15 protein-coding genes are annotated in these 14,739 nt (G+C 61.4%); 2 read left to right on the forward strand and 13 right to left on the reverse strand.

The features are described from left to right. Positions 1-40 precede the first annotated feature (40 nt). The gene (locus tag FEM54_RS08705) at positions 41-1,366 is read left to right on the forward strand and encodes a lytic murein transglycosylase (RefSeq protein WP_017136057.1); all 1,326 of its coding nucleotides are present in this window, start codon (positions 41-43) and stop codon (positions 1,364-1,366) included. A 129-nt stretch (positions 1,367-1,495) separates the two neighbouring features. Here the strand turns inward: FEM54_RS08705 and FEM54_RS08710 are convergent, their stop codons facing one another. The 13 genes from FEM54_RS08710 to FEM54_RS08770 form a co-directional block, all read right to left on the reverse strand. Beyond that, on the reverse strand, positions 1,496-2,428 hold the full coding sequence (locus tag FEM54_RS08710; protein ID WP_138450445.1) for a S66 peptidase family protein: 933 nt from the start codon (positions 2,426-2,428) through the stop codon (positions 1,496-1,498). Positions 2,429-2,547: 119 nt separating this feature from the next. Then, complete coding sequence (lipA, locus tag FEM54_RS08715) at positions 2,548-3,549, reverse strand: lipoyl synthase (RefSeq protein ID WP_057444888.1); 1,002 nt, start codon at positions 3,547-3,549, stop codon at positions 2,548-2,550. Positions 3,550-3,575: 26 nt separating this feature from the next. Then, on the reverse strand, positions 3,576-4,223 hold the full coding sequence (gene lipB, locus FEM54_RS08720) for a lipoyl(octanoyl) transferase LipB (protein WP_017136055.1): 648 nt from the start codon (positions 4,221-4,223) through the stop codon (positions 3,576-3,578). Continuing rightward, the gene (locus FEM54_RS08725; RefSeq protein WP_017136054.1) at positions 4,223-4,504 is read right to left on the reverse strand and encodes a DUF493 domain-containing protein; all 282 of its coding nucleotides are present in this window, start codon (positions 4,502-4,504) and stop codon (positions 4,223-4,225) included. The genes lipB and FEM54_RS08725 overlap by 1 nt, the downstream gene beginning before the upstream one ends. 85 nt (positions 4,505-4,589) lie before the next feature. Further along, positions 4,590-5,747 carry a D-alanyl-D-alanine carboxypeptidase family protein gene (locus tag FEM54_RS08730; RefSeq protein ID WP_017136053.1) on the reverse strand — a complete coding sequence of 386 codons (1,158 nt, stop codon included), beginning with the start codon at positions 5,745-5,747 and terminating at the stop codon, positions 4,590-4,592. A gap of 173 nt (positions 5,748-5,920) precedes the next feature. After that, complete coding sequence (locus FEM54_RS08735; RefSeq protein ID WP_099547588.1) at positions 5,921-6,922, reverse strand: septal ring lytic transglycosylase RlpA family protein; 1,002 nt, start codon at positions 6,920-6,922, stop codon at positions 5,921-5,923. Further along, a complete protein-coding gene (mltB, locus tag FEM54_RS08740; protein WP_017136051.1) occupies positions 6,922-7,932 on the reverse strand; it encodes a lytic murein transglycosylase B in 1,011 nt (336 codons plus the stop codon). Before mltB ends, FEM54_RS08735 begins: the two co-directional genes overlap by 1 nt. A gap of 17 nt (positions 7,933-7,949) precedes the next feature. After that, positions 7,950-9,053 carry a rod shape-determining protein RodA gene (gene rodA / locus FEM54_RS08745; RefSeq protein ID WP_050547734.1) on the reverse strand — a complete coding sequence of 368 codons (1,104 nt, stop codon included), beginning with the start codon at positions 9,051-9,053 and terminating at the stop codon, positions 7,950-7,952. 31 nt (positions 9,054-9,084) lie between these two features. Continuing rightward, a complete protein-coding gene (gene mrdA, locus FEM54_RS08750; protein ID WP_017136049.1) occupies positions 9,085-10,983 on the reverse strand; it encodes a penicillin-binding protein 2 in 1,899 nt (632 codons plus the stop codon). Positions 10,984-10,998: 15 nt separating this feature from the next. Beyond that, a complete protein-coding gene (gene rlmH, locus FEM54_RS08755; RefSeq protein WP_003176297.1) occupies positions 10,999-11,466 on the reverse strand; it encodes a 23S rRNA (pseudouridine(1915)-N(3))-methyltransferase RlmH in 468 nt (155 codons plus the stop codon). Between the two features lie 9 nt (positions 11,467-11,475). Beyond that, complete coding sequence (gene rsfS / locus FEM54_RS08760; protein ID WP_003215432.1) at positions 11,476-11,970, reverse strand: ribosome silencing factor; 495 nt, start codon at positions 11,968-11,970, stop codon at positions 11,476-11,478. Between the two features lie 68 nt (positions 11,971-12,038). Next, positions 12,039-12,683, reverse strand: coding sequence for a nicotinate-nucleotide adenylyltransferase (nadD, locus tag FEM54_RS08765; RefSeq protein WP_017136048.1), 645 nt, complete (start codon positions 12,681-12,683; stop codon positions 12,039-12,041). Continuing rightward, positions 12,683-13,948 carry a glutamate-5-semialdehyde dehydrogenase gene (locus FEM54_RS08770; protein ID WP_138450447.1) on the reverse strand — a complete coding sequence of 422 codons (1,266 nt, stop codon included), beginning with the start codon at positions 13,946-13,948 and terminating at the stop codon, positions 12,683-12,685. The genes nadD and FEM54_RS08770 overlap by 1 nt, the downstream gene beginning before the upstream one ends. Positions 13,949-14,122: 174 nt before the next feature. On the opposite strand from FEM54_RS08770, the gene FEM54_RS08775 reads away from it, so the two are divergent. Continuing rightward, positions 14,123-14,739 (forward strand): DNA-3-methyladenine glycosylase (locus FEM54_RS08775; RefSeq protein WP_138450449.1); only part of this gene is annotated, 617 nt, incomplete at its 3' end.

Genomic DNA, 14,739 nt, shown 5'->3' on the forward strand with positions numbered 1-14,739 from the left:
GATAAGGTCTGTACTTGATTTGTAATCCCTGGACCTGTGCATGCCCTCTAGCCTTTCCCGTCGTTGGCACCTTCGCCAATTGATTGCTGCCTCCAGCCTCATTCTGCTTGTCGCCTGCGCCGAGAAACCCACCGCCGCGGACGCGCAACCCCTGCCAAAGCTCCAGACCGTGCCTGCCGTCGCGCCTGCCGTGGTCCCCCCTTTGGCCGTGGACAATCTTGATATCCAGCCGACCCAGACCTTTGCCGAATGGCAGGCTGGCTTTCGTGCGCAAGCCCTGAGCGCGGGGATCACACCCGCCGTCTTCGATAACGCCTTTGCTGGCGTGACGCCCGATATGGCGGTGATTCGCGCCGATCGCAGCCAACCGGAATTTTCCCGCCCGGTGTGGGAATACCTCGACGGTGCCCTGTCGCCGGTACGCGTGCGTAATGGCCAAGCGTTGCTGATCAAATACGCCGATATCCTGCAGCGCATCGAAGAGCGTTATGGCGTTGATCGCCAGGCGCTGGTTTCGGTGTGGGGCATGGAAAGCAACTTTGGCCAGTTCCAGGGCAATAACTCGGTGATCCGTTCGCTCGCGACCCTGGCCTATGAAGGCCGCCGCCCGGCGTTCGCCCAGGCGCAACTGCTGGCGGCGCTGCAGATCATCCAGCATGGCGATATCTCTGCCGACCAGATGAAAGGTTCGTGGGCCGGGGCCATGGGCCAGACCCAGTTCATCCCGACCACCTACAACACCCACGCCGTGGATTTCGATGGCGACGGGCGCCGCGATATCTGGAACAGCCCGGGCGACGCCCTGGCCTCCACTGCGCACTACCTGCAAAGCTCCGGCTGGCAACGCGGCCAGCCGTGGGGCTTTGAGGTGAAACAACTGCCGACGAACTTCGATTACGCCCTGGCCGACGGCGGCATACGCAAGACCGTTGGCGAGTGGATGAGACTAGGTATCCAGCTGCCACCTGGCGCGAGCATGCCACCGAACGTCGAGCACCTGTCAGCTGCCCTGCTGCTGCCGGCCGGCTACCGTGGCCCAGCGTTCCTGGTGCTGGATAACTTCCGCGCGATCCTCAAGTACAACAACTCGTCGTCCTACGCGCTGGCCGTAGGCCTGTTGTCGGAGCGGTTTGCTGGCGGCGGAGTGATTCGTGGCGATTGGCCCAAGGATGAGCTGCCGCTGAGTCGCTCCCAGCGTATCGACTTGCAGACGGTGCTGAGTGCCAAGGGCTATGACGCGGGCAACCCGGACGGGATTATCGGCGCCAACACGCGCAAGGCGATCCGGGCGGCGCAGCAGTCGTTGGGTTGGCCGGCGGATGGGTTTCCGACAGTGAAGCTGCTGGAGTCGTTGCAGAGCCGTTAAATCGGCCTAACGATCATTCCCACGCTCCGCGTGGGAATGCCGCCTTGGACGCTCTGCGTCTGCTCTTGAGGGGGTGACGCGGAGCGTCACGGGATGCATTCCCACGCAGAGCGTGGGAACGATCGACGCTCAGGGCTTGAACACCACATCCTGCTCCAACACCAACTGCTGCTCCCCCGCATCCAGACGCACCAGCGCGCCCAGCGGCAGCGTCAGGTTCGGATCGCAGTGCCCGCTGCGCCAGCCGGACAATACAGGAATGCACAGCGGCTCGAAGGTCTGCTTGAGCAGCCGCTCCAACGCCGCCTTATCCACCCCCGATACATCCCCGACCAACACGCCGGCCACCTGAGCCAGTTTGCCCGCCAGGCGCAAGTGCGTCAGCAGCCGGTCAATTCGGTAGAGTGGCTCGTTGACGTCTTCGATAAACAGAATGATGCCTTCGGCGTCGATCTCAAACGCCGTGCCCATTACCGCGGCAATCATCGACAGGTTGCCGCCGAGCAAACGCCCGCAGGCGACACCCGGCTCAATCGTGGTCAGTGGGTAAGCAACCGGGTGTGCCAGCGCGCTGCACTCGCTCAGTTGCCCACGCAACATGCTGAACAACGACGACTCTGTGGGCTGCTGCTTGTCACCGAGCAGATCGGCATTAAGCATCGGCCCGTGAAAGGTCACAAAACCCGCGTAGCGGTTGATGGCCAGGTGCAACGCGGTGATGTCGCTGTACCCCACAAATGGCTTGGGGTTGGCCCTAATCAGGTCAAAATCGAGCCGATCCAATAATCGCGGGCTGCCATAGCCGCCACGCAGGCAGAAGATGGCATCGATTTCGGGATCGGCAAACGCCGCATGCAAATCGCGCAGACGCACCTCGTCGCTGCCGGCCAGGTAGCCATCGCGCTCATACACACCGGGGAATATGCGCAGCTCATGGCCACGGGCGCGCATCCACTGGCCGGCTTTTTCAACATCCAGTGCGGCAGGGCCGGCGGGGGCAATCAGGCCAATTACGCCTTCGGTGCGCAGGGCAGGCACGGCAGCCGCGAGTTGAGTCGTCATCCATGGTTCTCCGTGGTTGGATACCCAGGCACTCTAGCCAGTGATGGTTGCAAACAGAAGGGAGAAAAGGAGGGAAACTCTGTAGGAGCAGTTCGGCTGCTCCTACAGAGGGGAAACGCTTACGAAACCAGGCTCGCCTTGACCAGCTTGGCTTGCTCATCGGCGTGGTACGAGGAACGTACCAGCGGGCCCGAAGCCACGTTCTTGAAGCCCATCTTGTAACCTTCCTCGGCGAACCAGGCGAAGGTGTCGGGGTGCACAAAACGCTGCACCGGCAAGTGGCTGCGCGACGGCTGCAGGTACTGGCCCAGGGTCAGCATGTCGATGTCGTGTTCGCGCATGCGCTTCATGACTTCGATGACTTCTTCGTCGGTTTCGCCCAGGCCCAGCATCAGCCCGGATTTGGTCGGGATGTGCGGCATCATCTGCTTGAATTTTTGCAGCAGGGTCAGCGACCACTGGTAGTCCGAACCTGGGCGCGCAGCTTTGTACAGACGTGGCACGGTTTCCAGGTTGTGGTTGAACACATCCGGTGGCTCGGCCGCGGTGATTTCCAGCGCGACGTCCATGCGGCCACGGTAGTCCGGCACCAGGGTTTCGAGCATCACGTTCGGCGACAGCTTGCGGATCTCGCGGATGCAGTCGGCAAAGTGCTGGGCACCGCCGTCACGCAGGTCGTCGCGGTCTACGGAAGTGATGACCACGTATTTGAGTTTCAGGTCGGCAATGGCGATGGCCAGGCTTTCCGGCTCGTTGACGTCCAATGGCTTCGGCCGGCCGTGGCCAACGTCGCAGAACGGGCAACGACGGGTGCAGATGTCACCCATGATCATGAAGGTGGCGGTGCCGCCGGAGAAGCATTCGCCCAGGTTCGGGCAGGAAGCTTCTTCGCACACGCTGTGCAGTTTGTGCTTGCGCAGCAGGGCCTTGATACGGTCGACTTCCGGCGAAACCGGGATGCGCACGCGGATCCAGTCAGGCTTCTTCGGCAGTTCGGTGGTCGGGATGATTTTCACCGGGATGCGTGCAACCTTCTCGGCGCCGCGCAGCTTGACGCCGGCTTCGACCTTGGCACGCGGGGCCGGGGCCGGACGCTCGGTGATGTCCAGCGTCGGGATCATGGTTTGCACTGCATCAGTAGTCATAATCAGTCGATTCCGCCCGTAAGGGTCGTCTGCTCAGCATAGTCGAGGTGTTTGACGAGCTGCGCACGCAGCCGGGCACTTACCTCGGCAAATTTAATCGGTGTGGCGTGGTCGCTCAGTTGAGTCATCGCCAGCCCGGCGTAACCGCACGGGTTGATGCGCCGAAACGGCGCCAGGTCCATGTCCACATTCAGGGCCAGGCCATGAAAGGAACAACCATGGCGAATGCGCAAACCGAGGGAGGCGATTTTCGCGCCGTCCACGTATACACCGGGTGCATCGGGCTTGGCCGCGGCAGTCACGCCGTAACTGGCCAACAGCTCGATCAGGCAAGCCTCCATGCGGCTTACCAGGTCACGCACGCCAAAACCCAGCTTGCGTACGTCCAGCAGCAAATAGGCCACCAGCTGACCAGGGCCATGGTAAGTCACTTGGCCACCTCGGTCGACCTGCACCACCGGAATATCACCCGGCAGCAGCAGATGCTCAGCCTTGCCGGCCTGGCCCTGGGTAAAGACCGGCGGGTGTTCTACCAGCCAGATTTCATCCGGGGCCGAGGTGCCGCGCTCGTTGGTGAAGCGCTGCATGGCATGCCAGACCGGCTCATAGGCCATCTGGCCGAGCTCGCGAAAGCCCAAAACCTGTGACATCACAACACCATGTGCACGAAGCCGGTGGCCCGCAGTTCACTGTTGATGTCGTAGAGCTGGTCTTGACCGGTTGCCACGATGTGCAACTGGATCGTGGTGTACTTACCGTTGGAACTCAAACGCTCGTCCACCCGGTTGTCGTTGATCGTCGCGTGTTTACGCACGATCTCGAGAATCTTGTCTTTGTTGCCCACACCGGTATCGCTGATCACCTTGACGGGATAGTCCACGTTGGGGAATTCGATCTTTGGCGCCTTTACTTCTACTTCTTTATCGGTCATGGCAGAACAGCCTCGTAAGCGCTAAGCCGTGGCGACGGGCAAAGCCCCGCGCTGGATCAACGCGGGGCTTTGCAGGTGCGCACAATCAGTTGAACAAGCCGTAGAAGAATAGACGGATGCTATCCCACACGCGGCGGAAGATACCACCTTCGTCAACGGCGTCCAGTGCGATCAGGTCGGCGCTATGCACCACCTTGTCATCGAGCTTCACTTCGACTTTACCGATCACGTCGCCCTTGGCGATTGGAGCGACCAATTGCGGGTTCATGGTCATGCTGGCCGCGAGCTTTTTCAGCTGGCCTTTAGGCATGGTCAGGGTCAGGTCATCGGCCAGGCCGGCCTTGACTTGGTGGGTCGCGCCTTTCCATACCGGGGCTTGGGCCAGCTCGGCACCCTTCTGGTAGAAGGTCTGGGTTTCGAAGAAGCGGAAGCCGTAAGTCAGCAGTTTTTGCGTCTCGGCCGCACGGGCCTGCTCGCTGTTGGTGCCGAATACCACGGCGATCAGGCGCTGGCCGTCACGTACGGCGGACGACACCATGCAGTAGCCGGCTTCGTCGGTGTGGCCGGTTTTCAGACCGTCGACGGTCTTGTCACGCCACAGCAGCAGGTTACGGTTAGGCTGCTTGATGTTGTTCCAGAAGAATTCCTTCTGGGAGTAGATCGCGTAGTGCACCGGGTCGACACGGATGATCGCGCGAGCCAGCACGGCCATGTCGTGAGCCGACGAGTAGTGCTCCGGGTTCGGCAGGCCGGTCGGGTTCATGAAGTGGCTGTTGGTCATGCCCAGGTCGCCGGCGGTCTTGTTCATCAAGTCGGCGAACGCGTCTTCGCTGCCGGCGATGTGCTCGGACAGGGCCACGCTGGCGTCGTTACCGGACTGGATGATGATGCCGTGCAGCAGGTCGCTGACGGTAACCTGCGAACCGACCTTGATGAACATCCGCGAACCGCCGGTGCGCCATGCGTTTTCGCTGACGGTAACCGGGTCATTCTCGCCGATCTGGCCGCGACGGATTTCCAGGGTCGCGATGTAGGCTGTCATCAGCTTGGTCAGGCTGGCCGGGGGCAGGCGCTGGTCACCGTTGTTCTCGACCAGCACGTTGCCGCTGGCGGCATCCATGAGGACCCAGGCCTTGGCGGCCAATTGCGGGGAAGCTGGCACCATTTCAACCGCCCAGGCGGCCGGGGTGATGATCAGCGAAAGAAGCAGGCACGTGCGTTTGGCTAAGGTGGTGATGTTCATCCGTCTCTCGAAATTGCTTATGGAAACTTGCCCTCGCGGGCAAAACTATTCAGACAGCCCGCTGCCAGACTGTCGCGTGTTCGGTTGCCCGCTCACCCCTTGCCCCTGGGTTTTTATTGTTCAACGAGCCAACAACCTCGGTTCAGGCGAACCTGAACCATCAATCCTTTTACTTATTCAGCCGTGACGACACTGGGTTGCCCCAGGTTGGCCAGGCGCACACTGTTCTGCACGTGCGCCACTTCACTTGGCGAACCAATCGGGCCCATGCGCACACGGTGCAGGGTTTGCTGGTTACGCACGATGGAGCTGATAAACACTGGCGCGCTGACCATACCGCTGAGCTTGGACCTTAACAGTTCTGCCGCATCCGGGTTGGCGAAAGCGCCGACCTGCAGGTACTGGCCGCCGACTGTAGATGCGCCTGGCGCTGCATGCGGCACCACGACCGTATCGGGTGCGTGCTGCGCCGGTGGCGGTGTCCACTGCTCGATCTTGCCCGCCGAGGCGGTCACTTGCGGTTGCGGGGTTTGCGGCTCGTTGAGCATCAATGGCGCCGGTTTGCCACGCTGAGCCCAATACTGCGCCGGGTCGATACCTTCGACTTTCACACGCGCGGTGCCAGTTTCGGCATAACCGAGTTTCTTCGCGGCGGCGTAGGACAAGTCGATGATCCGGTCCGAATAGAACGGCCCACGGTCGTTGACCCGCAGGATCACCGTGCGGTGGTTGTCCAGGTTGGTCACGCGTACATAGCTGGGCAGCGGCAAAGTCTTGTGGGCCGCGCTCATGCCGTACAGGTCATACACTTCGCCGTTGGCGGTGTTCTGGCCATGGAATTTGGTGCCGTACCAGGACGCCGTGCCCGTTTGCGAGTAGGTCCTGGATTCCTGCAGCGGGAAGTAATTCTTGCCCAGCACGGTATACGGGTTGGCTTTATAAGGCCCGGTGTGCAGGGTCGGCGTGGCATCCGGGATCTTTGATACGTCGACATCCCACCACGGCGCGCCGTCTTTGTGCGCGCGGTTGATGTCCAGGCCCGGCTGGGCGCGAACGACAGCGCCGCCCTTCGGCGCCGGAGCACGGCTGGTGGTGGAGGAGCAACTGACAACCAGCAAGGACAACGCGGCGAACGCCACCAGCTTGAGCGGTTTTTGGAACGGCGATACCCGCATTACTTGTTGCCCCGTGCTTGGACCAGCATGTCTGACAGCTGATGCACGGCCATGGCGTACATCACACTGCGGTTATAACGCGTGATTGCGTAAAAATTCTTCAGGCCCATCCAGTATTCCGGGCCGTTTGCGCCTTCGAGGCGGAACGCCGTCACCGGCATATCATCGCGTGGCGCATTCTGACTCGACCAGCCCAGCGCTCGCAACTCCCCGACGGTCTTGACCGGCTCAATACCTTGGGTCAAACCTTCGTCGGCGCGCTCGCCGGTGACATCGGCGCGGATCACCACCGGTTCGCCGGCCACCCAGCCATGGCGCTTGAAGTAGCTGGCCACGCTGCCGATGGCATCGTCCGGGTTGCTCCAGATATTGATGTGGCCGTCGCCGTCGAAATCCACCGCATACGCCCGGAAACTGCTCGGCATGAACTGCGGCAGGCCCATCGCACCAGCGTAGGAGCCCTTGAGGGTCAACGGGTCGACCTGTTCTTCACGGGCCAGCAGCAGGAACTCACGCAGCTCCTTGCGGAAAAACTCGGCACGTGGCGGGTAATCGAAGCCCAGGGTCGACAAGGCGTCGATCACCCGGTAACTGCCGGTGTTGCGCCCGTAGAAGGTTTCGATGCCGATGATGGCGACGATCACCTGGGCCGGCACGCCGTATTCCTGCTCGGCGCGGGCCAGCACCGCTTCGTGCTGGCGCCAGAAGTCCACGCCCCGCGCCACACGGGCGTCGGTGAGGAACATCGGGCGGTAGTCTTTCCACTGTTTGACGCGCTCGGCGGGACGCGAGATCGCGTCGAGGATCGCCTGCTTGCGCTGGGCTTCACGGAACACGCCCATCAGTTGTTCACCGGCAAAACCGTAGTCGCGGGTCATTTCACCGACAAATTCGGCGACCTGGGGTGAACCATCGTAGTCACCGGCCTGCACCTCTTGCGTCGCGCCCAGCAGCCCAATCAGGCCCATCCAGGACGCGTGCCGAGTCGCCCAGCCGCGCATTACTTGCATTGACATCTTCACCTTATTCAAACCTGCGCGATCCACTTGCGATGCGTGTGAATCGACATCAAAACCCCAAACGCTGACATCAATGTCACCAGCGAAGTTCCGCCGTAGCTAATGAACGGCAACGGCACCCCAACCACCGGCAACAGGCCACTGACCATACCGATGTTGACGAAAACGTAAACAAAAAAAGTCATGGTCAGGCTGCCGGCGAGCAATTTGCCAAACAGCGTCTGCGCCTGGGCGGTAATCACCAGGCCGCGACCAATCAGCAGCAAATAGATCAGCAACAGCGCGCAAATGCCCACCAGGCCGAACTCTTCGCCCATTACCGCAATAATGAAGTCGGTGTGGCTTTCGGGCAAAAAGTCCAGGTGTGACTGGGTGCCCAGCAACCAACCTTTGCCAAATACGCCGCCGGAACCAATTGCCGCCTTGGACTGGATAATGTTCCAGCCAGTGCCCAGCGGGTCACTTTCCGGATCCAGGAAGGTCAGGATCCGCTGCTTCTGGTAGTCATGCATAAAGAAGAACCACATGGCCACCGCCACCGGGATCGCCGCCGCCAGCACGCTGAGGATCCAGCGCCAGCGCAGGCCGCCCATGAACAACACGAACGCCCCGCCCGCCAGGATCAGCAGCGAGGTGCCGAGGTCGGGCTGGCGCACAATCAAAATGAACGGCACGCCGATCAATATCAGGCTGATGCCCACGTGCTTGAGCTGCGGCGGCAAGGTGCGCTTGGACAAATACCAGGCGATGGTCGCCGGCATCAGGATCTTCATGAATTCCGACGGTTGGAAGCGAATCACCCCCGGAATGTTGATCCAGCGGGTCGCGCCCATGGCGTTGTGGCCCATTACGTCCACCACCACCAGCAGCAAAACACCGGCGACATACCCCAGCGGCACCCAGCGCGCCATGAAGCGTGGCTCCAGCTGGGCGATAACCACCATCGACAACAGACCCAGGCCGAACGACGACGCCTGTTTGATCAGTAAGTCCCAGTTCTTGCCGCTGGCCGAATACAGCACGAACAGGCTGCCGGCCGCCAAGGTCAACAGCAGGATCAGCAACGGGCCATCAATGTGCAGGCGCTGCAGCAACGTCGCACGCCGACGCATCACATCCTCACTGGAGAGGATGCGGTCAAAATTACTCTTCACGGGCCGTAACCTCGGTGCTTGAAGGGGGGCCACCATATTCGGATTTGAGTCTGCCGTCGTCGGCCAACAGCCAAGCGTCCATGATCTGACGCACCACAGGCGCCGCGACGCCAGAGCCGGACTCGCCGTTCTCGACCATCACCGCCACCACGATTTTCGGGTCGTCGGCCGGCGCAAAGCCGACAAACAAGGCGTGGTCGCGGTGACGCTCCTGAACCTTGGAGCGGTCGTATTTCTCACCCTGCTTGATCGCGACCACCTGGGCCGTACCGCTTTTGCCGGCAATGCGGTATTGCGCGCCCGCCGCGGCCTTGCGCGCCGTGCCACGGGCACCGTGCATCACTTGCTGCATGCCGTGGTTGACCTTGGCCCAGTCGGACGGGTCGCGCAGCACGATGTCCGGAATCGGGTTTTCATCCACAGGCTTCTGGCCTTCGATGGTCTTGGCCAAGTGCGGGCGGTTCCACACGCCTTTGTTGGCCACCAGCGCGGTGGCCTGGGCCAGTTGCAGCGGTGTGGCCTGCATGTAGCCCTGACCGATGCCGAGGATCAGGGTTTCGCCCGGGAACCATGCCTGACGACGGGTCGCGCGTTTCCACTCCCGCGACGGCATCAAGCCAGGGGATTCTTCGAACATATCCAGGGAGACTTTCTGACCGAGGCCGAACTTGCCCATATAGGCAGACAGCCGATCAATCCCCAGCTTGTGGGCCAGGTCATAAAAATAGGTGTCGTTGGAGCGCATGATTGCGGTGTCCAGGTCGACATAGCCGTCACCGGTGCGGTTCCAGTTACGGTATTTGTGATCGTAGTTGGGCAGCATGTAGTAGCCAGGGTCGTACACGCGGCTCGATGCCGTGACCACACCCGAATCCAGACCGGCAATCGCCACCGCCGGCTTGATGGTCGAACCCGGCGGGTACAGCCCGCGCAGTACACGGTTGAACAACGGCCGGTCGATGGAATCACGCAACTCGGCATAGGCCTTGAAGCTGATACCGGTCACAAACAGGTTCGGGTCGAAACTCGGCTGGCTGACCATCGCCAGCACTTCGCCGGTGGCCGGGTTGAGCGCGACGACGGCGCCACGACGACCGCCCAGGGCCATCTCCGCCGCTTCCTGCAATTTGATGTCCAGGCTCAGCACAATGTCTTTGCCAGGGATCGGGTCGGTGCGCTTGAGCACACGCAGCACGCGGCCACGGGCGTTGGTCTCAACTTCTTCGTAACCCACCTGGCCGTGCAGCTCCGGCTCGTAGAAGCGTTCGATGCCGGTTTTGCCAATATGGTGGGTGCCGCTGTAATTCACCGGATCGAGGCTTTTCAGCTCTTTCTCGTTGATGCGCCCCATGTAGCCGACGGAGTGCGCAAAGTGTGCCCCTTGCGGGTAATGCCGCACCAACTGCGCCACCACTTCCACACCTGGCAAACGGAACTGGTTCACCGCAATGCGCGCGATCTGCTCTTCGTTGAGCTCGAACAGAATCGGCACCGGCTCGAACGGCCGACGCCCCTGCTTCATGCGTTTTTCGAAGATCACGCGGTCTTCCGGCGTCAGTTGCAGTACCTCGACGATTACGTCGAGGACCTGCTGCCAGTCGCCGGAACGCTCGCGGGTCATGCTCAGGCTGAAGCTGGGCCGGTTGTCTGCCACCACCACGCCATTGCGGTCGAAAATCAGCCCGCGGGTCGGCGGGATCGGCTGCACATGCACCCGGTTGTTTTCCGACAACGTGGAGTGATAGTCGTACTGGATCACCTGCAGGTAATACAGGCGCGCAATCAGCACCGCAATCAAGCCCACCACCAAAAAAGCGCCAAACACCACGCGCGAACGTACCAGACGTGCGTCTTTCTCGTGGTCCTTGATGCGGATCGGCTGGGTCATCGGCAATGGCGCAGATTATTTGTGGTAAGGGTGCCCGGACAGAACTGTCCAGGCGCGATACAGCTGTTCACCGATCAGAATCCTTACCAACGGGTGCGGCAACGTGAGTGCCGACAGCGACCAGCGCTGGTCCGCCCGCGCGCAGACTTCCGGCGCCAGCCCTTCCGGGCCGCCGACCATGAAGTTGACGGTACGCGAGTCCAGGCGCCAGCGGTCCAGTTCCACCGCCAACTGCTCGGTGCTCCAGGGCTTGCCGTGCACCTCGAGGGTGACGATGCGCTCGTTGGGGCCGACCTTGGCCAGCATGGCTTCGCCTTCCTGACGGATAAAGCGCGCCACATCGGCATTCTTGCCCCGGGTGTTGAGCGGTATTTCCACCAGCTCCAGCGACAGCTCAGCGGGCAGACGCTTGGCATACTCGTGCCAGCCTTCTTCCACCCACTTGGGCATGCGTGAACCGACAGCGATCAGACGCAGGCGCACAGCCGTTCCTTATTCCTGGTCTTTGTTGAGCTTGTCGAAGTGCGCATGGCCCACTTCCGGGCTGTGGTGCTTGCCATCAGCCGCACGGCTCTGCTCGGCGCCTTTCCACAGACGCTCCAGGTCGTAGAACTGGCGGGCGTTGCTGGTCATCATGTGAACGATCACGTCGTCCATGTCCAGCAGTACCCAGTCGCTGTCGCCCTTGCCTTCTTCACCCAGTGGCTTGACGCCTTGGGCTTTGACGGCTTCGCGAACCTTGTCGAGCATCGCGCCGATCTGGCGGTTGGAAGTACCGGTAGCAATGATCATGAAGTCGGTGATGCTTTGCTTGTCGCGCACGTCCAGCACCTGGATGTCCTGGGCTTTAACGTCTTCCAGGGCAGCCACGGCGACTTTTACCAGCTCTTCGCCAGCCAGCTCAGGGCCGGTGTGCGCTTCTACTGGCAGCGGGGCGCTTTTGAAAGTGCCTTTGCGCTTAACTTTGCTTACGTCTTTGTTCGTCATATAAAACTCGTTTTGCTCGTATGTTCGGGCGCCCGCTGCACGAATGTTCGTGCGATCAAGCGCGCCTTTTAGTTCGACGCACGGTAAAGCCCGTGCGCATCGATGTAGGCCAGGACCGCGTCAGGCACCAGGAAACGTACCGACTTCCCGCTGGCCAGCAGTTGACGGATCTGGGTGGCGGACACCGCAAGCGGGGTCTGCCAGACGAATGCAATATTCCCGTTCGGCCCGGTCAGGGCCAAGGGGTCACTTACCGACCGCGCGGCCAGCAGGTTGCGCAAGGCATCCGGCGGTTCGCTGTCGGCATCCGGGCGTTGCAAAACCAGGATGTGGCAATGCTGGAGGAGTTCCTCCCAGCGATGCCAAGAGGGCAGGCCGCAAAATGCGTCCCAGCCCAAAAGCAGAAACAACTGGTCATCTGCGGCCAACTCGGCGCGCATCAGTTCCAGGGTGTCGACAGTGTAGGACGGTTTATCGCGTTTGAGTTCGCGGTCGTCCACCACCAGCGGCGGTATACCTTCTACAGCCAGGCGCACCATCTCCAGGCGTTGCTGCGCAGACACCTGCGGCATATCGCGATGGGGTGGCCGCGCGTTAGGCATCACGCGTAACTCATCCAGCGCGAGGGCATCCGCGACTTCCAGGGCACTGCGCAAATGGCCGATGTGCACGGGGTCGAAGGTGCCGCCGAGCAGCCCGATGCGTTTACCCATCAAGTGCGCACATGACCGTCGCCGAACACCACGTACTTCTCGCTGGTCAGGCCTTCCAGGCCAACCGGGCCGCGTGCGTGGAGCTTGTCGGTGGAAATGCCGATCTCCGCCCCCAGGCCATACTCGAAGCCGTCGGCAAAACGCGTCGAGGCGTTGATCATCACCGAGGCGGAATCCACTTCGGTGAGGAAACGCCGGGCATCGCTGAAATGCTCGGAAACAATAGCGTCGGTGTGCTTGGAGCCGTATTTATTGATGTGTTCGATGGCCTGGTCCAGGTCATCAACGATGCGGATCGACAGGATCGGCGCCGTGTACTCGGTGTACCAGTCGTCTTCAGTCGCTTCGATCACGTCCGCGCCCAGCAGTGCACGGGTGCGTTCGCAGCCACGCAGTTCCACGCCCTTGTCACGGTAGATGGCAGCCAGCGGCGGCAGCACGCGCTCGGCAATGCCAGCGTGTACCAGCAGGGTTTCCATGGTATTGCATGGCGCGTAGCGGTGGGTCTTGGCGTTGTCGGCGATGCGGATCGCCTTGTCGAGGTCGGCCGCGATGTCGATGTACACATGGCACACGCCGTCCAGGTGCTTGATTACCGGCACCTTGGCATCACGGCTGACGCGTTCGATCAGGCTCTTGCCACCACGCGGCACGATCACGTCGACGAATTCCGGCATGGTGATCAACGCGCCTACGGCGGCGCGGTCGGTGGTTTCCACCACCTGCACCACTTCAGCCGGCAGCTCGGCCACGGCCAGGCCTTGCTGGATGCACACAGCAATGGCGCGGTTGGAATGAATGGCCTCGGAACCGCCACGCAGGATGGTGGCGTTGCCCGACTTGAGGCACAGGCTCGCGGCGTCGATGGTCACGTTCGGGCGCGACTCATAGATGATGCCGATCACGCCCAGCGGCACGCGCATCTTGCCGACCTGAATGCCGGAGGGCAGGTAGCGCATATCGCGGATTTCACCGATGGGGTCAGGCAGCTTGGCCACCTGACGCAGGCCTTCGATCATGTCGTCGATACGTGCCGGGGTCAGCGCCAGACGGTCCAGCAGGGCCGGTTCCAGGCCATTGGCGCGGCCGTTGGCCAGGTCCAGTTCGTTGGCGGCGGCCAGCTCGGAGCGCGAAGCATCCAGAGCATCGGCGGCAGCCAGCAAGGCGCGGTTCTTCTGCGCAGTGCTCGCACGGGCGATCAACCGCGAGGCCTGCCGGGCAGCGCGACCCAGGCGGGTCATGTAGTCAAGAACGGACTCAGTCATGGTCAGGGAGTCTTGGCAAAGAGGAAAGCGGCAGATTATAGCTGTGACGCCGCCCGACTGACAGCGGTGAGGGGCGGATGGTCGAAATGAACTGTAAAAACTTGGGGTTCAGCGGTAATTAAGGTGGGAGTTGTTATTATTCGGTCACATTTAGCCGTATTAACCTTTGCCGCCATGTCCATTTGTGCCCCCCAACTGCCTGCCAGCGCCCTGCCCGACAGCTTCTTCGACCGTGACGCGCAAATTCTTGCGCGCGAATTGCTCGGCAAAGTCATCCGCCACCGCGTCGGTGAAACCTGGCTTTCGGCGCGAATTATCGAAACCGAAGCCTATTACGTGGCCGAAAAAGGCAGCCATGCCTCACTCGGTTACACAGAAAAGCGTAAGGCTTTGTTTCTGGATGGTGGGCACATCTACATGTACTACGCCCGTGGCGGCGATTCACTGAACTTCAGCGCTCACGGCCCCGGCAATGCGGTGCTGATCAAATCGGCTTATCCGTGGGTCGATGAGCTGTCCGGCCCGGCGAGCCTGGCGCAGATGCTGCTCAACAACCCGGACGCCAATGGCCACCCACGCCCCTCGCAAAAACTCTGCGCCGGCCAAACGCTGCTGTGCAAAGCCCTGGGCTTGAAAGTGCCGATGTGGGACGCCAAGCGCTTCGATCAGGAACTGCTGTTTGTTGAAGACGTGGGCCAAACCCCGACGCAAATCATCCAGACCACCCGCCTGGGCATCCCCAGCGGGCGCGATGAACACCTGATGTACCGCTTCGTGGATGCGGGTTATGC

Source organism: Pseudomonas edaphica, from assembly GCF_005863185.1.
Taxonomy (GTDB): domain Bacteria; phylum Pseudomonadota; class Gammaproteobacteria; order Pseudomonadales; family Pseudomonadaceae; genus Aquipseudomonas; species Aquipseudomonas edaphica.

Excerpts from the sequence above, each read along its gene's own strand:
- FEM54_RS08705 (WP_017136057.1), top strand. The coding sequence starts at position 41 with ATGCCCTCTAGCCTTTCCCGTCGTTGGCACCTTCGCCAATTGATTGCT.
- FEM54_RS08710 (WP_138450445.1), bottom strand. The coding sequence starts at position 2,428 with ATGACGACTCAACTCGCGGCTGCCGTGCCTGCCCTGCGCACCGAAGGC.
- lipA (WP_057444888.1), bottom strand. The coding sequence starts at position 3,549 with ATGATCCCGACGCTGGACATCACCGAGCGTCCGGCCCCGGCCCCGCGT.
- lipB (WP_017136055.1), bottom strand. The coding sequence starts at position 4,223 with ATGTCACAGGTTTTGGGCTTTCGCGAGCTCGGCCAGATGGCCTATGAG.
- FEM54_RS08725 (WP_017136054.1), bottom strand. The coding sequence starts at position 4,504 with ATGACCGATAAAGAAGTAGAAGTAAAGGCGCCAAAGATCGAATTCCCC.
- FEM54_RS08730 (WP_017136053.1), bottom strand. The coding sequence starts at position 5,747 with ATGAACATCACCACCTTAGCCAAACGCACGTGCCTGCTTCTTTCGCTG.
- FEM54_RS08735 (WP_099547588.1), bottom strand. The coding sequence starts at position 6,922 with ATGCGGGTATCGCCGTTCCAAAAACCGCTCAAGCTGGTGGCGTTCGCC.
- mltB (WP_017136051.1), bottom strand. The coding sequence starts at position 7,932 with ATGCAAGTAATGCGCGGCTGGGCGACTCGGCACGCGTCCTGGATGGGC.
- rodA (WP_050547734.1), bottom strand. The coding sequence starts at position 9,053 with ATGCGTCGGCGTGCGACGTTGCTGCAGCGCCTGCACATTGATGGCCCG.
- mrdA (WP_017136049.1), bottom strand. The coding sequence starts at position 10,983 with ATGACCCAGCCGATCCGCATCAAGGACCACGAGAAAGACGCACGTCTG.
- rsfS (WP_003215432.1), bottom strand. The coding sequence starts at position 11,970 with ATGACGAACAAAGACGTAAGCAAAGTTAAGCGCAAAGGCACTTTCAAA.
- nadD (WP_017136048.1), bottom strand. The coding sequence starts at position 12,683 with ATGGGTAAACGCATCGGGCTGCTCGGCGGCACCTTCGACCCCGTGCAC.
- FEM54_RS08770 (WP_138450447.1), bottom strand. The coding sequence starts at position 13,948 with ATGACTGAGTCCGTTCTTGACTACATGACCCGCCTGGGTCGCGCTGCC.